Here is a 21,651-nt window from a genome sequence, read left to right on the forward strand (position 1 = left end):
CGATTTTATTGGATTTATGGTCGGTAACTTCGTGAAGGGTCATTCACGCCAGTAGGCCGTGAGCCAAATAGTGCCGAGGAAATTTAAGTAGACATAGGGATATTCCGTGAACTAAGAATATTCCAAAACCAGATGAGAACGCACCCGTGGCCACCTTCAAACAGCTGGAAGCGCTGATCGCCGTGGTCGATCACGGCACCTTCGACGGCGCTGCCACGCGCCTGGGGCTGGTGCAATCGGCGATCACCCGGCAGATCCAGGAACTGGAGCACTGGCTGGGTTTCCCGCTGTTCGACCGCAGCGGGCGCAGCGCCAAACCGACCCTGATGGCCGCCGAAGTCGTGACCCACGCCCGGCAGGTGCTGCTGCAACGCGACATCGTGAGCAGTTGCCTGATCAGCCCCGAGGTGTTGAGCCGCAAACTGCGCATCGGCATCACCGAGCTGAGTGCCCTGACCTGGCTGCCGCGCCTGATCAAGGCGATTGCCACCCGCTATCCCAAGGTGCGCATCGAGCCGGAAGTGGAACTCAGCGTGCGCCTGCACGGGTTGCTGATGGCAGGCCAGGTGGACGTGATCGTGGTGCCGGATGCCTTCAGCTCCAACGGCCTGGTCAAGGTCGCGCTGGATGAAGTGCGCAACAGCTGGTTCTGCGCCCCCGGCCTGCTGGACCACCAGCGCCCGCTGGCCCTGGAAGACCTGACCCGCTACACCCTGCTCACCCAGGGCAAGCTCTCGGGTTCGGGGTTGCTGGTCGACCGCTGGCTGGCTGCGCGGCACGCCAGCCCCCAGGCGCATATTCCCTGCAGCAGCCTGGCCGCGCTGGTGGGCCTGACGGTGTCGGGGCTCGGCGTCACCTACCTGCCCGACTCCACCGCCGCGCCCTACCTGGCGAGCGGGCAACTGGTGCGGCTGCGGGTGGAGCCGCCGCTGCCGTCGACGCCGTATGTGGCGCTGGCCCGGGCCGACAGCTACAGCCCGTTCCAGCGGCATGTCATTGAGTTGATCCATACCCATTGCGACCTGCACCACCCCTATCAGCGGGAGGGCCTTGAGCATGATCAACCTCAAGCAGATTGAAGCGTTCTACTGGACCCTGAAACTCGGCACGCTGCAGCGGGCGGCCACGCAGTTGTTCCTCACTCAATCGGCGGTCACCAAGCGTTTGCAGGAGCTGGAAAAACAGGCGTGCCTGCCGCTGTTCGAAGGCTCGGGGCCCAAGGCGCACTTGAGTGCCAAAGGCGCTGAACTGCTGGAGGCCTGTGAAGGTTTGATCGACAGCCTGGCCAGGCTTGACGGGCTGCGAGGCGCGTCGCGGCACACCCTGCGCACGGTACGCATGGGGCTCACGGAGTTGGTGACGGTGACCTGGTTTTCGGACTTTGCGGCGCGGGTGAAAGCGGTTCACCCGGAGGTGGCGTTGCATCCGGATGTTGATCTGTCGGCGTCGCTGCAAAGGAAGCTGCTGGATGGCGACCTGGACCTGGTGGTGATCCCGCAGGACTACGTGACGCCGGCGATGGCGGCGATCGATCTGCAATCCGTCGAATTTACCTGGCTGGCGCCGGCGAGCCTCGCGCTGCATGCGCGCTCGCTGTCCCTCAAGGAACTGGCGCAGTGGCCCATCATTGTCCAGGGCACGCACTCGGGGATTACCCAGCGTTGCGAGCAGTTGTTTGCCCGGGCGGGGATCGAGTTCAACCGGGTGTATGGCAGCAACAGCCTGTTCGCGCTGGTGGCGTTGATTCGCGCCGGGGTCGGGGTCAGTTGCTTACCCCGAGGGCTGTTTGGCGATGAGATCCGGCGTGGCGAACTCCAGGAAATGCTCCTGGATACACCGCCCGAGCCGGTCAACTATCAACTGGCCTTCCTCAAGCATGGGCACCTCGGCCTGACTGCCTCCCTGGCAGAGCTGGCCAGCCAGTGCGCGGCGGCTCACACAAACCGCTGAAGCAACAGCCGGGAAAAATCACAGCATTGGCGGGCCAGTTGCGCGACATTGCGGTTCAAACCCAACTGGCGATCCGAGCGATGCAGGGCCACATAGCGGATGCTCGGCAAGGCCGGCTCGGTGACCAATACCCGCAACGCCCCCGCCTCCACCAGGTGTGAAAGGCACGCGGTAGGCAGGTAGCTCACGCCCACGCCCGACAGAGTCAGGCCCACCTGAACCAGCAGGTTGTGACTGGTCAGGGTGCGTGGCAGCTGCACCTCGTGGGCCGCCAGCCAACGCTCGTAAGTCAGGCCGGTGCCCGACTGCGAGCCCTGGGTCAGCACGGTGTAGTCCGCCAACACCCCGAGGCTGACCGGGTCGTTGTCAGGGATCAGTCCGGGCACGCACATCCAGGCGTTTTCCACACTGCCCAGCGGCGTACTCAGGAATCGCGAATCACTGTAGGCATCGGGCACGATCACCAGGTCCAGTTGATCACTCTCGAGCTTGCGAAACAGCTCGCTGCTCAACTCCACCGACGGTTCGATCTGCACCTTGGGGTAGGCCTCGCGCAATGCCTCGACCAGCGCGGGCAGCCAGGTCAATGCCGTCAGCTCGGTGACCCCCAGGCGAAACCGGCGCACCAGCACTTCCTGAGCGCTGACCCGTTCCAGCAGGTAGTCGCGGCGCTCCAGCAGGTCCTTGCCGTAGTCCAGCAGCTCGGCACCTTTTTCGGTCAGCCGCGCATTGCGCTTGCTGCGGTCGAAGATCTGCACATCGAAGGTTTCTTCCAGCTCCTGGATACGCTTGGAAATCGCCGACTGCGACATGTTCAGCTTGTTCGCCGCCGCCTCGAAACTGCCCAGCTCGGCAATCCAGTACAACGCGTCGATTTGCTTGAACGTGATCATCGGCCACCTCCCATGAGAAAAAGCGATCCTATCAGATAATAAAATATCGCTAAAACTGTATGTTCATCGCTCCTAAGATCTAGCCACAGACCCATAAGATCAATCGGAGTTACAGCCATGTCCTTGCCCGGTTCCCGCATCCTCCCCAACCCGCCACTGGCCAGCGCCGAGGTGCTTGAAGCCTTCGCCCAGGTGGTCACCCCGCACATCAGCGACAACCTCGGCCGGCACATCGGCGCCCGTGGGCTGAACCGCTACAACCGTACCGGCAAGCTGGTGGGCACCGCGCTGACGGTGAAAACCCGCCCCGGCGACAACCTGCTGATCTACAAGGCCATGAGCATGCTGCAGCCGGGCCACGTGCTGGTGGTGGACGCCCAGGGCGATACCAACAACGCGGTGATCGGCGAGCTGGTCAAGCTCTACGCCCAGCAACGCGGCTGCGTGGGGTTTGTGATTGATGGGGCGATCCGGGATGTCGCCAGCTTCGAGGACACCCCGTGCTACGCCCGCGCCGTGGTGCATTGCGGGCCGTACAAGACCGGCCCGGGCGAGGTGAATGTGCCGGTGTCCATCGGCGGCATGCTGATCAACCCGGGGGACCTGCTGGTGGGCGATGAAGACGGCCTGGTCGCCTTCTCCCAGGCCGACGCCGCCGAGGTGCTGCGCAAGGCCGCCCAACACGCGGCCCATGAGGAAGAAGTCAAAGCCGAAATCGCCACCGGTGCGGTGCGCCAGAGCTGGATGGACAAGGTCCTGAAACAGGCCGGCCTGGCAGACTGAAGGAGCCATCATGAGCACTGCATTTCTCTCCGCTCGGGTACTGGGCATTGCGCCCTCCCCGAGCATCGCGGCCAATGCGCTGGTGACCGAACTGCGCGCCCAGGGCCGGGACATCGTCAACTTCACGGTGGGCGAGCCGGATTTCGATACCCCGGCGCATATCCTCGAAGCCGCCAGCGCCGCGATGCACAGCGGCGATACTCACTACACCGCCACCAGCGGCACGCTCGCCCTGCGCAAGGCGATCTGCCTCAAGCTCAAGCGTGATAACCAGCTGGATTACGGGCTGGACGAAGTGATTGCCGGCTGCGGCGGCAAGCACATCATCTATCACGCCCTGGCGGCGACCCTGAATCGCGGCGATGAAGTCATCGTGCACACGCCGTATTGGGTGTCGTACCCGGACATCGCGCGGCTGAATGACGCGACGCCGGTGATCATTCCCGGCGACGAGTCACTGGGGTTCAAGCTCTCGCCGCAAGCCCTCGAACAAGCGATCACCCCGCGCAGCAAATGGGTGATCCTCAACAGCCCGAACAACCCCAGTGGTGCGGTGTACAACGAGGCCGAGCTGTTGGCCCTGGCCGAAGTGCTGCGCCGTCACCCCCATGTGCTGGTCATGGCCGACGAGATCTACGAGCACTTCGTCTACGGCGATACACGGCATGTGTCGCTGACCCGTCTCGCACCGGACCTGAAGCCGCGCACGCTGATCGTCAACGGCGCCTCCAAGGGCTACGCCATGACCGGCTGGCGCCTGGGTTTCGGGGCCGGCCCGGCCTGGCTGGTTGCGGCCATCGCCAAGTTGCTCTCGCAAACCACCACCTGCCCCAGCTCCCTCAGCCAGGCCGCGGCGGTGGCCGCATTCGCCGGTGACCAGGCGCCCATCGCCGGGATGCGCGAGGTGTACCAGCAACGCCGCGAACGCATGCTGAGCCTGCTTAAGGACATTCCCGGGGTGAGCTTCACCCCACCGGACGGCGCGTTCTACGTGTTCGCCAACGTTGCCGGGCTGATGGGCAAGACCACGCCCCACGGCGAGCAGATCGACAGCGACACCCAGCTGGCCGAGTACCTGCTGCGCGAACACGGCCTGGCGACGGTGAGCGGCGCGGCGTACGGCATGTCGCCGTATATCCGCCTGTCTTTTGCCAGTTCCCTTGAAGTGATTGAAGAAGGTTGCCGTCGCCTGAATGAAGCGTGCCATCGATTGCGCTGACGGATTCCCGCCCCACCCGGCGGCCATGGATGGCCGCTATTGACTGCCTAGAACAACACTCATAATCATTGATATAAATGAGGCATTCCCATGCACAAGCCCCGCATCGCGCTGGTCTGGCAAATCCTGATCGGCTTGCTCGCCGGCATCGCCATCGGCGCCCTGCTGCACCGTTTCCCCGAATCCCGGCCGTGGCTGGTTGAAAACCTGCTGCAACCGGCGGGCGATATCTTTATCAAGCTGATGAAGATGATCGTCGTGCCCATCGTGTTTTCCTGCATGGTGGTGGGCATTGCCGGGCACGGTGACGGCAAATCCCTGGGGCGCATCGGGGTCAAGTCCCTGAGCTATTTCTTCTGCATCACCACCCTGGCGATCATCGTCGGGCTGGTGATGGGCAACCTGCTTAAACCCGGCGCCGGCACCGAGTTGTCCAGCCTGCAAGCCAGTGCGGTGACCTTGCCCACCAGCAGCGCTGGCGGTGGCCACAGCCTGGGGCAGATCATCGTCGGGATCATCCCGGACAACGTGATCAATGCGATGGCCCAGGGCAGTTTGCTGTCGGTGCTGTTCTTTGCGGTGATGTTTGGCCTGGGGGTTTCGCGCTTGCCGGCCGAGCGTAAAGACCCGGTGATTGCCCTGCTGCGCGGGGTGTCTGAGGCGATGTTCAAGGTGACGTCGATGATCATGGCCTACTCGCCCATCGGCGTGTTCGGGATGATCGCGGTCACCGTGGCCAACTTCGGTTTCAGCTCGCTGTTGCCGTTGGCCAAGTTGATCATGGTCAGCTACGTGTCGATCGCGTTCTTCGTGCTGGTGGTGCTCAACCTGGTGGCGCGCCTGTGCGGGATCAACCTGTTTGCGCTGATGCGGCATATCAAGGATGAGCTGATCCTGGCGTTCTCCACGGCAAGCTCCGCGGCGGTGATGCCGCAACTGATGAAGAAGCTCGAAACCTACGGCGTACCGCCATCGCTGGTGAGCTTTGTGGTGCCGGTGGGGTATTCGTTCAACCTGGACGGTGCTTCGCTGTTCCTGGGGATCGGCACCTTGTTTGTGGCGCAGTTGTATGGCATCGACCTGAGCATTGGCGACCAGGCGCTGCTGGTGGTGACCATGGTGCTGACGTCCAAGGGCGCGGCCGGGGTGCCGGGGTTCATGTTCGTGATTTTGTCGGCGACCCTGGCGAGTGCGGGCTTGCCGTTGGAGGGCATCGCCTTTATCGCCGGGGTGTATCGCCTGATGGAAATGCCGACCACCGCGTTGAATGTGCTGGGCAATGCCCTGGCACCGCTGGTGATCGCCAAGTGGGAACGGCGCGAAGGCGCCGCTGACACCTGTGGCGAGGGAGCTTGCTCCCGCTGGGCTGCGAAGCGGCCCCAAAACCTGCCCCCACGTTCTACCTGAAAGAATGCGGGGTGCTTATTGGGGCCGCTTCGCAGCCCAGCGGGAGCAAGCTCCCTCGCCACAGCAAGCTCCCTCGCCACAGCAAGCTCCCTCTCCACAGGGAGCGCTGGGGTCAGTCGAGGTCCGACGCGTCATGACGCTCGCGCAGTTGCTCTGAAGGCTCGCCCGAAACGCGGTTGACCCGGCGCCCTCGCTGCACCGCCGGCCGCGCTTCGATGGCATCGGCCCAACGCAGCACGTGCTTGTAATCCTGCACCGACAAAAACTCTCCACCCTCATACAAGCGGCCTTTCACCAGGCCGCCGTACCACGGCCAGATCGCCATGTCGGCGATGGTGTATTCATCCCCCGCGATGTATTCGTGCTCGGCCAACTGCTTGTCCAGCACGTCCAGCTGGCGCTTGGTTTCCATGGCGAAACGGTCGATGGCGTATTCGATCTTGGTCGGCGCGTAGGCGTAGAAATGTCCGAAGCCACCGCCCAGGTAAGGCGCGCTGCCCATCTGCCAGAACAACCACGACAGGCACTCGGCACGGGCCGCAGGCTCGGTGGGCAGGAACGCACCGAACTTCTCGGCCAGGTACTGCAGGATCGCCCCGGACTCGAACACCCGGATCGGCTTGGGCCCGCTGCGGTCCAGCAATGCCGGAATCTTCGAGTTCGGATTGACGCCCACGAAGCCGCTGCCGAACTGGTCGCCGTCGCCGATCTTGATCAACCACGCATCGTATTCCGCGCCGGTGTGACCCAGTGCCAACAGCTCTTCCAGCAGGATCGTGACTTTCTGGCCGTTCGGCGTTGCCAGCGAATACAGCTGCAACGGATGACGGCCCACCGGCAATTCCTTGTCGTGGGTCGCGCCGGCGACAGGCCGGTTGATGCTGGCGAAGGTGCCGCCGTTTTGGGTCTTCCAGGTCCAGACTTTTGGCGGTACGTAATCAGTCATGCAACTACTCCTTGGATTGAATGTTCACTGCCACTATCTAACGAACTAACTGTAGGAGCGAGCTTGCTCGCGAAAAACCCGAGAGCGCCGCGTTCATTCAGAGTGTCCGCATTATCGTTAACGACCTTCGCGAGCAAGCTCGCTCCTACAGGTTTTTTTGCGCCAGTTGGGCAATATTCCAGCCGCCACCCAATGCCTTGATCAGCCCCACATTGGCGCTTAACTGTTGAGTCTGCAGATCCAGCACAGTTCGTTGTGCCTGCAACGACGCGACCTGCGCCGTCACCACGTCCAGGTACGCCGCGCCGCCCTGGCGATACCGCGCCAGGGACAAGTCCTCGGCGTACTGCGCGGCAGCCGCCGCGTCCCGCTGGTCTACCAGGGCAGTGTCGAGCCCCGAGATGATCGACAGGTTGTTCTCCACCTGTTCGAACGCGGTCAACACTACACCACGATACTTGGCCGCGGCTTCATCGGTGGCCGCCTTGGCACTGTCGACACCGGCCTGGCGCGCGCCGCCGTCAAAGATTGTCCCCACCAGCGACGGGCCAATCGCCCAGAAAATATTCGGCGCGCTCAACAGGTGCGCGAACTCGTCACTCTGGAAACCACCCTGGGCACTCAGGGTGAGGGCCGGGAACCAGGCGGCTTTGGCCACGCCTATGCGTGCGTTGGCCGAGGCGATCCGGCGTTCAGCGGCGGCGATGTCCGGGCGGCGCTGCAACAGCGTCGACGGCACGCCGGTGGGTACGCCGGGCAAGGCGATATCCGCAACACTGGGGGCAATCGCGTAGGTCGATGCCGACTCACCCAACATCGCCGCTATCGAGTGTTGCAGCACCGCGCGCTGCACCAGGTTCTGGCTCAGCTGCGACTTGACCGTCGACAGTTGGGTACGCGCCCGTGCCACGTCCAGGCCGGAGACGATGCCGCCGCCATGCAGGCCTTCGGTGAGGCTCAGGGCCTTGGCATAGGCGTCGGTGGTTTGTTGCAGCAACTGGTCCTGGCGGTCGATGCCGCGCAGGCGGATGTAGCTGTCGGCCAGTTGCGCCTGCAGGCTCAAGCGTACCGAAGCCAGGTCGGCCCTGGCGGCCTGGGCATCGCTGGTGCCGGCGGCCACGGTGTCGCGCACGCGGCCCCACAGGTCGACTTCATAGTCCACTTCCACGCCAACGGTCCCCGAATCGTAGACATTCGGCGGGGTGGCCGAGCGCAACGGGCGCGTGTCGGACTGGCGAATACGCTGGGCATTACTGGACCCGATGACTTTCGGAAACAGCCCGGATTGCGCCTGGGCCAAAAACGCCTGGGCCTGGGAATAGTGAGCCAGTGCCGCACTCAGGTCCGGGTTGTTTTGCAGCAACTGTTGCTCCATCGCATCCAGTTGCGGGTCCTTGTAGATCTGCCACCAACCGTCGCGACTCGCTTGGTCGTTCGGCGTGCCGACGGTCCACGGGCCTTGGGTATGGAATTGCGCAGCCACGGGCACATCGGGCACGTCCAGCGGCGGCGCAAGGTGGCAGGCGCCCAGGCCCAGGGTGGCGGCCAATACCAGGCAAGTGCGCTTAGCCATGGGGTTTGGCCTCTGGAGTATTGGCGGCCAGTTGCACCGAATCGTCGTCGGCCAGGCCGTCGGGCGGAGTGTCGATCACGCGGTCGGTGGCGGCCAGGCCGCTGCCGATTTCCACGCTGTCGCCGAAGTCACGGGCGATGGTCACGGTCTTGAAGTGCACGTGATTGTTCGCATCCAGGGTTGCCACGCGCATGCCCTTGTCATCGAACACCAGGGCACTGGCGGGCAAGCGCAGCACGTCGGTCTGCACCGGCAAGTTGAACTGCACGCTGGTGTAGGCGCCCGGCAACAGGCGGCTGCCGGGGTTGTCCACCAGCAGCTGTACCAGGGTGCTGCCGGACGCTGCATTCACGGCATCGGCGGTGGCGATCACCTTGGCGTTGAAGGTTTCACCGCGATATTCCGGAACGCTCAAGCGAGCCACGGTGCCTACCTGAATCTGCGGCGCCGACGATTGCGGCACCTGCACATACACCCGCAGGCGGCTGACATCGGAGACTGCGAACAACTCTTTGCCGGTGGCGCCACCGGCATTGATCAGCGCGCCCACATCAGTGGAACGCGCGGTCACCACACCGGCGAACGGCGCGGTCAACCGCTGGAAGCCCTTGGTGGCGATCAACTGGTCGACGTTGGCCTTGGCCGCGATCACCTTGGCCTGCTTGGCGGTCAGGTCGCCGGTGCGTTCATCCACGTCCTGGCGCGATACCGAGTCTGAGGAGAGCATCGCCTGCCAGCGCTTGGCGGTGGTTTGCGCCAGCGACTCGTCGGCCTGGGCCGAGGCCAGCACGGCCTTGGCTTGCAGCAGTTGTTGATCGAGCTCCGGCGTATCAATTTCAGCCAGCAGTTGCCCGGCTTTCACGTGGTCGCCGATGTCGACATTCCAGGTCTTCAGGTAGCCGTTGACCCGGGCAAAGATCGACGCCCGGGAGTACGCCTCAAGGCGCCCCGGCAGGTTCAGGATCGGGCCCTGGGGCTGCACGCTCGGGGTGATCAGGTTCACGCTGGGCAAGGCCTGGGTGTCGGTCCAGGTTTTCAGGTCACGGGATTCGCTGGCGCGCACCCCGATGCCGAACACCACCACGGCGACGAGCACTACCAGCCCCAGCACCAGCCAGAGCAGACCACGGGATTTACGGCGGGGTGAACCCGGATTGGAAACGGAAGTGGACATGTCAAACCCCTTGAGTGGCGGTGGTCGCAAGCGTGGCGTGCTGACGCCGCCCGTGCACAAGACTGAAAATCAGCGGAACCAGAAACAACGTGGCAATGGTGGCGAAGGCCAGCCCGCCGATGACCGCACGGCCCAGCGGAGCGTTCTGTTCACCGCCCTCCCCCAGGCTCAGGGCCATCGGCGCCATGCCGATGATCATCGAGATGGCAGTCATCAATACCGGGCGCAAACGGGTAAAGCCGGCTTCCAGCGCCGCCTGCACCGCGTCACCGTGCACCGCGAGACGTTCGCGGCAGAAGCTGACCACGAGGATCGCGTTGGCGGTGGCCACGCCCATGCACATGATCGCCCCCGTCAGCGCCGGCACCGACAGCGGCGTGTGGGTGATGAACAGCATCCACACGATCCCCGCCAGCGCTGCCGGCAAGGCGGTGATGATCACGAACGGGTCGGCCCAGGACTGGAAGTTGACCACGATCAGCAGGTAGATCAGCACCACTGCGCCGAGCAGGCCAAACAGCAAGCCACTGAAGGCCGCGTTCATGGTTTGCACCTGGCCCTGCAACAGCACCTTGGAACCGGTGGGCACTTCGCTGGCGTGGGCGGTAATGATCGTCTGGATGTCGGCCGCGACGGCGCCGAGGTCACGGCCCTGGATCGCGGTGAGGACCTCGACCACCGGCTGGATATCCGACTGGGTCACCACCGAGTTGGCGTGGCTGCGTTCGATGGACGCCAGGCCGCCGAGGGTCTGGTCTTGCGCCGCACCCGGGCTGCCGCTCAACGGCAAGTTATGCAGCGCGGCCAGGGTGTCGAGGCCGTATTGCGGGGTCTGCATCACAATCGGGTAGGACACGCCATTGGCCGGGTTGAGCCAGAACGTCGGCGCCACCTGGCTGGAACCCGCCAGGTTGACCACCAGGCTGTTGGTCACGTCGCGCTCGTTCAGGCCCACCAGTTGGGCCTGGGTGCGGTCCACATCGATCTTGAAGGTGGGCAATTGCCGCGACTGCTGGATCCGCGCATCCACCACCCCCGGCACCCGGCGAATTTCCCGCAGCAAGGTGCTGGCATAAGTGAAGTTGGCCGGCAGGTTATTCCCGGCGATTTGCACATCCACCGGCGCGGAAGAACCGAAGTTGAGGATCTGCCCGACGATGTCGGAGGCCGGGAACGAGAACACCGCATTCGGGAATTCACGGGGCAGCCGTTCGCGCAGTTCGCGCATGTACTCGGCGGTGGGACGATGGCCCTCTTTCAGGCTGATCTGGATGTCGCTGTCCTGGGAACCGACGGTGCCGGTGTTGTTGTAGGCCACGTTGATCCCGCTGATGGCCAGGCCGATGTTGTCGACGATGGCCGCCAGCTCCTTGGGCTCGATCACTTTATGAATGGTGTTTTCGATCTGCGACACCAGCCGCGCATTGCTCTCCACCCGCGTGCCGACCGGCGCCCGCACATGCAGCAGGATCTGCCCGGAGTCGACGTCGGGGAAGAAGTTGCGGCCCAGGAATGGCACCAGCGCAAACGACACCGCGACAAACGCCAGCATCGCGATCACCGCGATACGCCGATGGTGCAAGGCACTTTCCAGCGCCCCATGGTAAACCCCGCGAAACGCCTCGAACTGGCGCTCGAACCCGCGCTGGAACTTCACCAGCGGGTTGCTCGACGGCGCCACCACCGGCGTACCGTCCGCATGATGTTCATGAGGCTTGAGCAGGTAGTTGGCGAGGGTCGGCACCAGGGTTCGCGAGAGGATGAACGAGGCGATCATTGCGAAAATCACCGCTTCGGCCATCGGCACAAACAGGAAACGCGCCACGCCTTCCAGGAAAAACATCGGCACGAACACGATGCAGATACACAGCAGCGAGACAAACGCCGGGGTGACGATCTGCGCCGCGCCGTCGAGGATCGCCGTCTCCACCGGCTTGCCCTGTTCCAGGTGCCAGTTGATGTTTTCGATGGTCACCGTGGCGTCGTCCACCAAGATCCCCACGGCCAACGCCAGGCCGCCGAGGGTCATGATATTGAGGGTTTCACCGAGGGCCGACAGCGTGGCAATCGACGCCAGGATCGCCAGCGGGATCGACGTGGCGATGATCACCGTGGAGCGCCAACTGCCGAGGAACAGCAGGATCATCAGGCTGGTCAACGCCGCGGCAATGATCCCTTCACGGGCCACCCCGCTGATGGCCGAACGCACGAACAGCGACTGGTCGCCGATCAGGTCGATATTCAGGTTGGGCGGCAAGGCAGCCTTGTTGTCGGCCAGTTTGTCCTTGATGCCGGCGATCACCCCGAGGGTCGAGGCCGAGCCGGTCTTGAGCACCGGCAGCAGCACGGAGCGGTTGCCGTTGACGTGCACGATATTGGTTTGCGGCGGGTTGCCGTCACGCACGGTGGCCACGTCACGAATCAACACGGTGGTGCCGTCGGCGGTCTTGATCGGCAGGTTTTCCAGGTCGTGGAAATCCGTCGGCGCGTTGTTCAGTTGCAGGTTGAACTCATAGCTGCCGATCTTTTGCGTGCCCACCGGGGTGATCAGGTTCTGGGTGGCCAGGGCGTTGGCCACGTCCTGGGCCGAGAGACCCCGGGCCTGCATGCGCGCCGAGTCGAGGTCGATCTGCACCTGGCGGGTCTTGCCGCCGAACGGGTATGGCAGCGCGGCGCCGGGCACGGTGGTCAGCATCAGGCGCACGGTGTTGAGGCCAATGTCGCCCAACTTCTGTTCGGTGAGGCCTTTGCCGGACAATGCCAGCTGCACGATCGGCACCGTCGAGGCGCTGTAGTTGAGCACCAGCGGCGGCGTGGTACCGGGCGGCAGCTGGCGCAGGATGGCCTGGGACACCGAGGTGACTTGTGCGTTGGCCGTACTGATATTGACGCCCGGCTGGAAGTACACCTTGACGATGCCGAAGCCGTTCAACGACTGCGCCTCGATATGGCGGATGTCGTTGACCGTGGTGGTCAGCACCCGTTCGAAGGGCGAGGTGATACGGCCGGCCATCTGGTCGGGTGGCAAGCCGGTGTACTGCCAGATCACGGCAATCACGGGGATGCGAATTTCGGGGAAGATGTCGGTCGGGGTACGCCAGGCCGCGAGCGGGCCCACAATCAGGATGAAAATGGCCAATACCAGGAAGGTATAGGGGCGCCGCAATGCGATGCGCACAAGGTTGAGCATAGGTGTGATCCAGACAGGAAGTTGATGACTGAAGGAGGTACCAAACAGCGCTTCCCTCCTGCCCCGCCCGTCTGTGATCCGGGCCAACTGCACTGACATCCGGTCAAAATAGAGGCATATGCCACGATATAGCGTTTAGAGGCATACGCAACTAATTTGTTGCAATATGTGTCAATATTCATCTTGCCGGATTAACGTTTGGTTAACCCTTTAGCTGTAGCGAGTGACCGCCCGTGAAATGTGCACCGCCCACCCTGAATAGCCCCAGCACCTGCTCCAACGGAGCCGTGCGTCGCGCGTCCCGGCGCATGGCGCAGATCTATGACGAAGCGTTTGTGCCGTTTGGTCTGAAGGCTACCCAGTATTCGTTGATGAACCACATTGCCAATGGGGACGCGCCGAAGATGCGCGACCTGGCGCATTCGCTGGTGATGGATTTGTCGGCCCTGGGGCATACGCTCAAGCCGCTGGTGCGCGATGGGCTGGTGGTGTTGCAGGTGGACGAGTTGGATCGCCGTAGTCGGCGGGTGTTGTTGACCGATGCGGGGCAGCGTAAGTACGAGGAGGCGCGGGTGGTGTCTCGGGAGATGGCGGTGCGGTTTGATGAGGCGTTTGGGGCTGAGGCGGCTTGCGAGCTGCGTAAGGCCATGGATTTTATTGCGTCTGATGAGTTTGCTCGGGCGTTGTTGGGTAAGGGTGGGTGATTGGGGGCATATCCGTTTCTTCGGTTATGGCCGCTATTGGAATGCCGGCCCAGTCAAAAGTAAGCAAAACGCTCTTGCCCCACCACTCGGCACCTCGCCTAGGCTCGGTGTGCCCTCAGCTCCGGCATCACGAAGCGGGCCGCCTAAGATCAAGATCAAAAGCAAGAGCACAGCGGCCTACAGGCCGGCTTGAGTGTGGTGAAGCAAAATCTAAAGCGAGCACGATCCCCTGTAGGAGCTGGCTTGCCGGCGATGGTCGTTAACGATGACGTTTGCGTCCTGAATGAACACGCCGTTCTCAGGTTCTTCGCCGGCAAGCCAGCTCCTACAGAAAAGCGGCTTTTGCCTTTGCTTCACCACACTCAGGTCGGCTTTCAGGCCGCCGTGCTGTTGATCTTGCTTTTGATCTGACTGCCCGGAGCGGGCCGCGGAGCAATCCCGGAGGGAACACCGAGCCTAGGCGAGGTGCCGACAGGCGGGGCAGAGCCCTTTGCTTACTTTGGGCTGGGCCGGCATTCCGGCTTTTCAAAAGTGACCCGCTGTAAGAGCGAAACCATAAGCCGCCGTTACCTAAATAACGGATATGCCCCTCCCCCGATTAAACTCAAAACTTCTCCCGCGAAACAAACCCCAACACCCCGGTATCCATCACCGGGTTAAACCGCACCCGAGTCGTAACGTCCTTCTCAATCTCACGCATCGCCACCTGAGGCAACGTAGAAATATCCGCATCCTCCCGAATCCGTGCCGGCGTCACCGAAGACGTCAAAAACGCCACCCCACGCTGCACCGACCAAGCCAACGCAACCTGAGCCGGCGTCTTCTGCACCCGCCGCGCAATCGTGGTAATCACCGGCTCATCCAACACCCGCGGCCTCATCCCATGCCCCAACGGCGCAAACGCCAACACCACAATCCCGTGCTGCTTGCAGAACTCCAGCAACTCCCACTCAGGCAAATACGGATGTGACTCAACCTGCACCACCGCCGGTTTTATCCGCGCCACCGCCACCAGCTCCCGCAGCGTTTCCAGGCTGATATCCGACAACCCGATAGACCTGCAGCGCCCCTCATCCACCAGACGCTCAAGCACCCGCCACGTCTCGATCAACGTCACACCCGAGTCATACAGCACATGCCCAAACGCATCCCGAGGATGCAGCTCATCACCCGGCAAAAACGCAAACGGCGTATGAATCATGTAGCAGTCGATCACATCCACCTCAAGCCTGCGACAACTGGCCTCGAACGCCGGCACCACCCGTTCGGGCCGATGGTTGTTGTTCCACAGTTTGGTAGTGATGAACAATTCCTCACGCCGGACTTTACCGGCCGCCATCGCATCGTGAAGCGCCGCCCCCACCTGCGCCTCGTTGCCATACCGCTCGGCGCAATCGAAATGCCGAAAGCCCGCCTCCAACGCTTCCGTGACCGCCTCGGTGGTGGCCGTCAAATCCCTGAACAGCGTGCCGAACCCCACCGCCGGCATCGCGCCCGAACCATGCTGCAACGGAAAACGGGTATCGCGAAGTGCATCGTAATAGCTCATCTGTTGACTCCACTAGCGTTTGAAATCGTTGACCGAACGACCACCGAGCGCCACGAACAAGCGCACCGTGTCGAGGTGTTGGGCAGTACCCGCCCGCAGTTGCCCGAGCAAGGCCTGCTCATAGGCCCGTTGTGCCTCCAGCACTTGCAGCAAGCCGTTCTCCCCTGCCCCATAGGCTTGCTGGTTCAGGCGCAAACTGTTGTCGGCGGCTTGCAGTGCGGCGGTCTGCGCCTGGTATTCCTCGGCGTCGTGGTTGATCGCCTGCAGGGTGTCTGCAACCTGGCCGAAAGACTGGATGACGGTCTGCTGGTAGTGGGCGAGCGAGGCGTTGTAGCCCTCCACCGCCGCCTGGCGTTCGGCCTTGAGGGTGCCGCCGTCGAAGATCGGCCCCGCCAACCCGGCGGCAAAACTCCACAGCGCGGCACCGCCATTGCCCGACGCGGCCTGGGCCAGGGACGCGGACAGTTCCACATGGGGATAAAGATTGGCGGTGGCCACGCCGACCGCCGCACTGGCCGCATGCAGTTCGGCTTCGGCTTGCTGCACGTCCGGGCGGTCGTGGGCCAGCTCGGACGGCAGGCTGACAGGCAGCGTGCCGGCCGAGGCAAATTCAGCCAGTTCGAAGTCCGGTGCGCGCCAATCCGCCGGGCCCTTGCCGGCCAGGATCGACAGCGCATGCCGCGCCGCATCGCGCTGCTGGGCCAGTGGCGGCAACAGCGTGCGGTCCTGCGCCAGCCGCGTTTCAGCCAGGGACACCTCCAACTGCGTCGCCGCGCCACTGTGTTGCGCTGCACGCACCAGCTCGAGGTTTTTCGCGTCGGTGGCGAGCAAGCTCTGCACCGCCTCCATCTGCGCGCCGGCCGAGGCCATCAACAGCGCCTGGCTGGCGACGTCGCCGGTCAGCGTCAGGTAGGCCGCTTCGAAGCGATGCCGTTGGAGATCGGCAAACGCCTGCTGCTGCTCGACCCGGCGCTGATTGCCGCCGAACACGTCGAGGTCGAAGCTGACCTGCGGCCCGACGCCATAGAAGTTCGCCACCGCAGGCCGAGCGGCGTTATGCACACGCTGGCGCCCCGCTTGCGCGGCGAAATCCACCCGCGGGAAAAGCGCGCCCTCCGCCGCCGCCACCGAAGCAGCCGCCTGGCGCAACGTGGCGTCCGCCGCCGTCAGCTCAAGGTTGCCGGCAATCGCCCGGCGCATGACGCTGTCGAGCTTGTGAGAATGAAAGGTCGACCACCAGTCGACGTTCACCTTCTGGTTGAACGACACGCGCTGTTCGGCCTGCACGTCATAGTGCTGCGAAGCGGCAACGGACGGCGCCTGATAGTCCGGACCAACCGAACACGCGGACAGGGTCATGACGGCCGTGATAACAAGCCCATGGGGTTTCATTTGGCACACTCCGGAAAACTAGTGGGTCGTGACAGGTTTACGCAGCAGCAGAACCAGCGGGCTCACCACCAGCATTGCCCACAGCAGAATCTTGAATTGACCGAGCACCGCGATGAAGGCGGCCTGGCCGGTGATGGCTTCGTTCAGCGCACCGAAGCCCGCCAGGGACGTCGATGCCGGCACCGAATGCACGGTCAGATGACTGGCCAGCGCCACATGCATCGCCTGGGTGTTGTTGAAGAAAAACCACTGCACCACCGCCACGCCAAGGGTGCTGCCGTAGACCCGGGACAGGTTGAACAGCCCGCTGCCTTCGGGGCGCAAGGTCGGGTCGAGGGTGCTGAACGCCACCCGGGAAAGCGCCGGCATCAACAGTCCCAGGCCGGCTCCCTGGATAGCGCCGGCCACCGCCACGGGCCAGCCGTCCATCAAGGGTGAATAACCGAGCATCGAGTGGTTGGCGTAGATCACCACGGCGATACCAGCGGCTACGAACGGGCGGCCATCCCGATGCGCGGGCACCCGGTTCATCAACCAGAACGCACCCAGCAGGCCCACGCCACGAGGGAGGGTGAGGAAGCCCGTGGTGTCCGGCGGGAAGCCCAGCAGCTCATCCAGCATCGGCGAGGTCATGGCCATGGTTGGCAGCAGCACGAAGCCGACGGCGAAGAAGATAGTGGTCGACAGCACGAAGTTGCGGTCGCGCAATAAGCCCTTGCTGATGAAGTGCGTGCTGGAGGTGAACCGGTGCACGGCGAACAGGTAGAACCCCAGGACGCTGGCGGCGGCCTCCAGCCAGATCTCCGGCGAGTCGAACCACTCCAGGCGCTGGCCACGGTCGAGGAGCATTTGCAGGCCGATCACGCCGAGGGTAAAGCTGGCAAACCCTGCAAAATCAAACACCGGCGCGCTGTTGGCTTTCTTCTCGGGTTGCAACAACGCCACGACCAATGCGGTGTACGCCAACAGCGGCAGGCTGGCGTAGAACATCCAGCGCCAGCCGAAATGTTCGCTGATCCAGCCACCAATCGCCGGGCCGCTGACGATGCCCAGCAACCCTATCGCCGTCCACAGCGGGCCGAATTTTGGCCGTCGTGCCGGGGCCAGTGTCTCCAGGGCGATGGCCATCGACAGCGGCGCCAATACGCCACTCGCGGCACCCTGGATAACCCGTGCGCCGACGAATTGCAGCGAGGTGGTTGCCCCGGTCGCGAGCAGCAAGCCGAGGGCGAAGATCGCCATCGCCGCCTGGTAAACCGCCTTCACGCCGAAGCGCGCGGCCAGCCATTGGGCCACCGGCAAGGTGATCGCGCTGGCGGCCAGGTACGAGGTGAAAATCCACCCCGCCTCGTCGTCCGTCATCGACAGGCTGCCCTGGACAAACCTGAGAGCCGAGTTCGGCAGCGATACGTTGACCGCCTGCAACCAGGTCACCAGCAAGGCCGTGAACCTGAGGGTGCGTGCGCCGTTCATGGGCCGGTCCTGATATCAACCGTCACCGTGGCGCTGGTGCCGGAAAACAGCGGCAAGTCGGCGTTGGCATCATCCAGCTCCAGGCGCACCGGCACCCGCTGCACCACCTTGACCCAGTTGCCGGTGGCGTTTTCCGGCGGGAGCAGCGCGAAGTCGGCGCCGGCCCCCGGGCTCAGGCTGGTGATGTGGGCCTTGAAGGGATGATCCGGGTAGGTGTCGAGCCTGATGGTTGCCTGCTGGCCGGCGCGCATATGGGTCATCTGGGTCTCACGGAAGTTGGCTTCAACCCAGGTGCGACGGGGCGACAGCAAGGCGAAGGCCGGCGCGCCGCTGTTCAGGAAATCGCCGACTTGCACGTCATCCACCTTGGCGACGACGCCATCGTCGGGGGCATAGACCGTCGCGTATGAGAGGTAGAGTTGTGCCTCGTCGAGTTGCGCCTGGGCCTCGCGAATCGCGGGATGGCGGTCGATATCGATGTCAGGATTGCCGTTCAGCGCCACCACGGTATTGGCGATCTGCTGCTCAATGGACGCGACACGTTGCCGGGCGACTTTCAGGTCGGTGTCGGCCCGTTCGAACACGGCCTGGGACACAAACTCGGTGGCCACCAGGGCCTTTTTACGGGCGAACTCCTTCTGGTCAAAACCCGCCGACTCCCTGGCCGCTTGCAGCTCGGCCTGCTGTTGCCGGTAGCTGGCCTTGAGGCCTTCGATACGCAGGCGCGCCACGCTCAATTGGGCCTGGGTGCGGTCGACCGCCACCTGGAACGGCTCCGGGTTGATCCGCAACAGCACCTGCCCTTTGTGCACCGCCTGGTTGTCCTCCACGGCAATCTCGACAACCTGCCCGGACACCCGCGCATTGATCGATGCTTTCGCCACCCGGGCATAGGCGTTATCGGTGGATACGTACGGCGCATCCTGCAGGTAATACACATACCCCGCCGCGGCGACGAGTACCGGCAAGCCCACCATCAACAGTAAACGCCAGGGGGGGCGGGTCGTGTTTTCCAACGCATTGCTCATGATCGAATCACCTTTGCTGAGCCCGGGATTTCTGGGGATCTAATTTTGTGCGATGATGTAAGAATATCGACCCACCCACCTCTACTCAAGGATTTTTGTACGCCATGGCACAAAAAAAGATCACAGAGGCAAAAGGCCGTGGCCGCCCACGCGCCTACGACCCTGAAACGGCGCTGCAAAAAGCCCTCGGGGTGTTCTGGAGTACCGGGTATTCCGGCGCCTCACTGGACGGCATCGCCACCGCCGCCGGGATGAACCGGCCAAGCCTGTACGCCGCATTCGGCGACAAACACGCGATCTACCTCAAGGCGCTCGAACAGTATTGGGGCCTCGCGTCAGCCGCCATCGACGAGGCGCTGGACGACCCGAGCCGGACGTTGGCGGACGCGCTGATGCGCCTGTATGAAGGCCAGCTGTCGATCTATTTTTCGGGGGACGGCGAGCCACGGGGCTGCTTCATCATCGGCACCGCCACCACCGAAGCGGTCGAGGACGCCGAGATTCGCGCCGTGCTGTTACAGCGCCTCGACGCACTCGACGCTCATCTCGAAACCCGCCTGCGCACCGCCATTGAGGCCGGTGAATTGAAAGGCGGTGCAGACCCGGCGGCCGTCGCCGTCCTCGCCTCCTCCTTGGTGCACAGCCTGTCGATACGCGCACGGGCGGGCAAACCCCACGCCGAGCTGATCGCCCTGGCGCGCAGTGCCGTGCAAGTCATCTGCGGATGAAGGAAGGACTGGAAGACATTCTGGCCGAGCATCTCGCCGTGATTTTTTGCGGGATAAACCCGGGGCTGAAGGCCGCCGCCACCGGGCATCACTTCATGGGCCGCAGCAACCGGTTCTGGCGCACCCTGCACCTGGCCGGGTTTACACCCCATGAAGTGCAGCCGGAAAACGACCGCACGATCCTGGAGTATCAGTGCGGGCTGACCACGGTGGTGGAGCGGCCTACCGCCCGGGCAGATCAGTTGTCGGCGGATGAATTCAAGGCAGCGGCAGCGCGTTTTGAAAGCAAGATCACCCGTTACGCGCCGCGGTTTGTCGCGTTTCTGGGGAAGGCGGCCTATAGCGCGTTAAGCGGGCAGCGGGACATTGCGTGGGGGTTGCAGCCGCGAAGACTGGGGACGTCAGCGGTTTGGGTTTTGCCCAATCCCAGCGGCAGGAACCTGGGCTTTACCCAGGCACAGTTGGTCGAGGCATACGGTCAACTGAAGCTGGCATCGCGCGCCCCTGCCTGAACCGCCGGCTGGTGACTGGTCACACAGTGAATCCCGCCGCCACCCGCTGCAATCGCATCGATATTGAGCTGCACCACCTCGCGCTCGGGATAGAGCCTGGACAGTAGCTCAAAGGCTTTTGCGTCGGCCACCTTGTCACCGAACTCGGGCGCAATCACCGCCCCGTTGATGACAAAGTAGTTGATATAGCCTGGTGCAAAATCCGGATTGTTGCGATTGAAACGGCTCTTGCGTGGATTAAGCGGCGGCGACACGGTATGCACCTGCAGCGGTCGGCCGTCTGCATCGGTGGCCCGCTTGAGGATGTCCAGGTGCGCCAGCGTGACCTTGTGATCATAGGATTCGGGGTCGGTGTCGAGGTTGGCGATCACCACGCCCGGCTTGACGAAACGCGCATAAAAATCCACGTGGGCATCGGTGATGTCTTTGCCCTTGATGCCCGGCAGCCAGATGATTTTGCGCAGGCCCAGCCGCGCCTTCAGCTCGGCCTCGACGTCGGCCTTGCTCCAGCCGGGGTTGCGGTTGGCATTGATCCAGCTGCTTTCGGTCATGATGCCGGTGCCGTGACCATCCACCTCGATGGCGCCGCCCTCACCCACCAGTTCGCTGCGAATTGCCTGGGCCTCGGTGACTTCAGTGACCAGGGCCGCTACCTGCGCATCCTCGGCGTGCTGCTGCTTGTTGCCCCACCCGTTGAAGTTGAAATCCACCGCGCCCAGGCCGCCCTGGCCGTCGATGACAAAGTTGGCGCCGGTGTCACGCATCCAGATGTCATCCAGCTCGGTGACCACAAACGTGGTGTTGCGGGTGCCGCATTTTTCTTCAGCCAGCGCTCGCTCCTCTTCCCGACAGAACACGGTCACCGGCTCGTGACGGGCGATGGCGCGGGCGATCCGGCCCAAGGCTGCTTGCACGTCGGGCGTAAAGTCCTCGTGAATGGCCTCCTGCGCGCCAAAGGCAATGAACGCCTGCTGATGTTTTTCGCCTTCGTCGGGCATGAGCCAGTGGCCCTCGGGGGCGGCCTGTGCCCAGCGCGAGACCAGCCCGACGGACATGGCAGCGCCCAGGGTGGCAACCACCGATACCTGTTTGATGAATTCGCGACGTGTTGCCATGGGTACCTCTGGAAG

At 63.4% G+C, this 21,651-nt stretch carries 18 protein-coding genes; 8 read left to right on the forward strand and 10 right to left on the reverse strand.

Going from position 1 to position 21,651, the window contains the following annotated elements:
• Positions 1–146: 146 nt before the first annotated feature.
• The gene (locus tag V3W39_RS02325; RefSeq protein ID WP_330212144.1) at positions 147–1,079 is read left to right on the forward strand and encodes a LysR family transcriptional regulator; all 933 of its coding nucleotides are present in this window, start codon (positions 147–149) and stop codon (positions 1,077–1,079) included.
• Positions 1,057–1,950, forward strand: a complete 894-nt coding sequence (locus V3W39_RS02330) for a LysR family transcriptional regulator (protein ID WP_259197265.1) — start codon at positions 1,057–1,059, stop codon at positions 1,948–1,950. The genes V3W39_RS02325 and V3W39_RS02330 overlap by 23 nt, the downstream gene beginning before the upstream one ends.
• Here the strand turns inward: V3W39_RS02330 and V3W39_RS02335 are convergent.
• Positions 1,935–2,843: a LysR family transcriptional regulator gene (locus V3W39_RS02335; protein ID WP_177115404.1), complete on the reverse strand. Its 909-nt coding sequence runs from the start codon at positions 2,841–2,843 to the stop codon at positions 1,935–1,937. The two genes, V3W39_RS02330 and V3W39_RS02335, sit on opposite strands and share 16 nt — an antisense overlap.
• A 117-nt stretch (positions 2,844–2,960) precedes the next feature.
• On the opposite strand from V3W39_RS02335, the gene V3W39_RS02340 reads away from it, so the two are divergent.
• The 3 genes from V3W39_RS02340 (at position 2,961) to V3W39_RS02350 (ending at position 6,252) form a co-directional block, all read left to right on the forward strand.
• Positions 2,961–3,626, forward strand: coding sequence for an RraA family protein (locus tag V3W39_RS02340; RefSeq protein WP_177044030.1), 666 nt, complete (start codon positions 2,961–2,963; stop codon positions 3,624–3,626).
• A gap of 10 nt (positions 3,627–3,636) precedes the next feature.
• On the forward strand, positions 3,637–4,845 hold the full coding sequence (locus V3W39_RS02345; protein WP_177079043.1) for a pyridoxal phosphate-dependent aminotransferase: 1,209 nt from the start codon (positions 3,637–3,639) through the stop codon (positions 4,843–4,845).
• Between the two features lie 90 nt (positions 4,846–4,935).
• Entirely contained in the window at positions 4,936–6,252 is a 1,317-nt protein-coding gene (locus tag V3W39_RS02350; protein ID WP_330212145.1) for a cation:dicarboxylate symporter family transporter, read from the forward strand.
• Between the two features lie 112 nt (positions 6,253–6,364).
• On the opposite strand, the gene yghU is transcribed toward V3W39_RS02350, so the two are convergent.
• The 4 genes from yghU to V3W39_RS02370 form a co-directional block, all read right to left on the reverse strand.
• Positions 6,365–7,198 carry a glutathione-dependent disulfide-bond oxidoreductase gene (gene yghU / locus V3W39_RS02355; RefSeq protein WP_259197256.1) on the reverse strand — a complete coding sequence of 278 codons (834 nt, stop codon included), beginning with the start codon at positions 7,196–7,198 and terminating at the stop codon, positions 6,365–6,367.
• 145 nt (positions 7,199–7,343) lie between these two features.
• On the reverse strand, positions 7,344–8,771 hold the full coding sequence (locus V3W39_RS02360; protein WP_330212146.1) for an efflux transporter outer membrane subunit: 1,428 nt from the start codon (positions 8,769–8,771) through the stop codon (positions 7,344–7,346).
• Entirely contained in the window at positions 8,764–9,945 is a 1,182-nt protein-coding gene (locus V3W39_RS02365) for an efflux RND transporter periplasmic adaptor subunit (protein ID WP_330212147.1), read from the reverse strand. Before V3W39_RS02365 ends, V3W39_RS02360 begins: the two co-directional genes overlap by 8 nt.
• Before the next feature lies 1 nt (position 9,946).
• On the reverse strand, positions 9,947–13,135 hold the full coding sequence (locus V3W39_RS02370; RefSeq protein WP_330212148.1) for an efflux RND transporter permease subunit: 3,189 nt from the start codon (positions 13,133–13,135) through the stop codon (positions 9,947–9,949).
• 233 nt (positions 13,136–13,368) lie between these two features.
• Here V3W39_RS02370 and V3W39_RS02375 point away from each other — a divergent pair, with 233 nt between their 5' ends.
• Entirely contained in the window at positions 13,369–13,839 is a 471-nt protein-coding gene (locus V3W39_RS02375; protein WP_256390387.1) for a MarR family winged helix-turn-helix transcriptional regulator, read from the forward strand.
• A 604-nt stretch (positions 13,840–14,443) separates the two neighbouring features.
• Here the strand turns inward: V3W39_RS02375 and V3W39_RS02380 are convergent.
• From V3W39_RS02380 to V3W39_RS02395, 4 genes are read right to left on the reverse strand one after another with little or no spacing between them, the layout of a single operon-like run.
• A complete protein-coding gene (locus V3W39_RS02380) occupies positions 14,444–15,388 on the reverse strand; it encodes an aldo/keto reductase (RefSeq protein ID WP_330212149.1) in 945 nt (314 codons plus the stop codon).
• Positions 15,389–15,400: 12 nt separating this feature from the next.
• Positions 15,401–16,780 (reverse strand): efflux transporter outer membrane subunit, encoded by a 1,380-nt coding sequence (locus tag V3W39_RS02385; protein ID WP_330212150.1) that lies wholly within the window; start codon positions 16,778–16,780, stop codon positions 15,401–15,403.
• Positions 16,781–16,798: 18 nt separating this feature from the next.
• The gene (locus tag V3W39_RS02390) at positions 16,799–18,253 is read right to left on the reverse strand and encodes an MFS transporter (RefSeq protein ID WP_259197495.1); all 1,455 of its coding nucleotides are present in this window, start codon (positions 18,251–18,253) and stop codon (positions 16,799–16,801) included.
• Positions 18,250–19,281, reverse strand: a complete 1,032-nt coding sequence (locus V3W39_RS02395) for an HlyD family secretion protein (protein ID WP_330212151.1) — start codon at positions 19,279–19,281, stop codon at positions 18,250–18,252. Before V3W39_RS02395 ends, V3W39_RS02390 begins: the two co-directional genes overlap by 4 nt.
• Positions 19,282–19,385: 104 nt before the next feature.
• Between V3W39_RS02395 and V3W39_RS02400 the strand changes: the two genes are divergently transcribed.
• Together V3W39_RS02400 and mug are read left to right on the forward strand one after the other, a co-directional pair.
• Positions 19,386–20,009: a TetR/AcrR family transcriptional regulator gene (locus tag V3W39_RS02400; protein ID WP_330212152.1), complete on the forward strand. Its 624-nt coding sequence runs from the start codon at positions 19,386–19,388 to the stop codon at positions 20,007–20,009.
• Positions 20,006–20,521, forward strand: coding sequence for a G/U mismatch-specific DNA glycosylase (gene mug / locus V3W39_RS02405; RefSeq protein ID WP_330212153.1), 516 nt, complete (start codon positions 20,006–20,008; stop codon positions 20,519–20,521). The genes V3W39_RS02400 and mug overlap by 4 nt, the downstream gene beginning before the upstream one ends.
• Here mug and V3W39_RS02410 read toward each other — a convergent pair.
• Positions 20,488–21,636 (reverse strand): agmatine deiminase family protein, encoded by a 1,149-nt coding sequence (locus V3W39_RS02410; RefSeq protein WP_330212154.1) that lies wholly within the window; start codon positions 21,634–21,636, stop codon positions 20,488–20,490. The genes mug and V3W39_RS02410 overlap by 34 nt on opposite strands.
• Between the last annotated feature and the right edge of the window lie 15 nt (positions 21,637–21,651).

It is taken from the genome of Pseudomonas sp. Z18(2022), assembly GCF_036346535.1.
GTDB lineage: Bacteria > Pseudomonadota > Gammaproteobacteria > Pseudomonadales > Pseudomonadaceae > Aquipseudomonas > Aquipseudomonas yamanorum_A.

Excerpts from the sequence above, each read along its gene's own strand:
- V3W39_RS02365 (WP_330212147.1), bottom strand. The coding sequence starts at position 9,945 with ATGTCCACTTCCGTTTCCAATCCGGGTTCACCCCGCCGTAAATCCCGT.
- mug (WP_330212153.1), top strand. The coding sequence starts at position 20,006 with ATGAAGGAAGGACTGGAAGACATTCTGGCCGAGCATCTCGCCGTGATT.
- V3W39_RS02345 (WP_177079043.1), top strand. The coding sequence starts at position 3,637 with ATGAGCACTGCATTTCTCTCCGCTCGGGTACTGGGCATTGCGCCCTCC.
- V3W39_RS02395 (WP_330212151.1), bottom strand. The coding sequence starts at position 19,281 with ATGAGCAATGCGTTGGAAAACACGACCCGCCCCCCCTGGCGTTTACTG.
- V3W39_RS02390 (WP_259197495.1), bottom strand. The coding sequence starts at position 18,253 with ATGAACGGCGCACGCACCCTCAGGTTCACGGCCTTGCTGGTGACCTGG.
- V3W39_RS02370 (WP_330212148.1), bottom strand. The coding sequence starts at position 13,135 with ATGCTCAACCTTGTGCGCATCGCATTGCGGCGCCCCTATACCTTCCTG.
- V3W39_RS02340 (WP_177044030.1), top strand. The coding sequence starts at position 2,961 with ATGTCCTTGCCCGGTTCCCGCATCCTCCCCAACCCGCCACTGGCCAGC.
- V3W39_RS02350 (WP_330212145.1), top strand. The coding sequence starts at position 4,936 with ATGCACAAGCCCCGCATCGCGCTGGTCTGGCAAATCCTGATCGGCTTG.
- V3W39_RS02330 (WP_259197265.1), top strand. The coding sequence starts at position 1,057 with ATGATCAACCTCAAGCAGATTGAAGCGTTCTACTGGACCCTGAAACTC.
- V3W39_RS02335 (WP_177115404.1), bottom strand. The coding sequence starts at position 2,843 with ATGATCACGTTCAAGCAAATCGACGCGTTGTACTGGATTGCCGAGCTG.
- V3W39_RS02385 (WP_330212150.1), bottom strand. The coding sequence starts at position 16,780 with ATGAAACCCCATGGGCTTGTTATCACGGCCGTCATGACCCTGTCCGCG.
- V3W39_RS02380 (WP_330212149.1), bottom strand. The coding sequence starts at position 15,388 with ATGAGCTATTACGATGCACTTCGCGATACCCGTTTTCCGTTGCAGCAT.
- V3W39_RS02360 (WP_330212146.1), bottom strand. The coding sequence starts at position 8,771 with ATGGCTAAGCGCACTTGCCTGGTATTGGCCGCCACCCTGGGCCTGGGC.
- yghU (WP_259197256.1), bottom strand. The coding sequence starts at position 7,198 with ATGACTGATTACGTACCGCCAAAAGTCTGGACCTGGAAGACCCAAAAC.
- V3W39_RS02410 (WP_330212154.1), bottom strand. The coding sequence starts at position 21,636 with ATGGCAACACGTCGCGAATTCATCAAACAGGTATCGGTGGTTGCCACC.
- V3W39_RS02400 (WP_330212152.1), top strand. The coding sequence starts at position 19,386 with ATGGCACAAAAAAAGATCACAGAGGCAAAAGGCCGTGGCCGCCCACGC.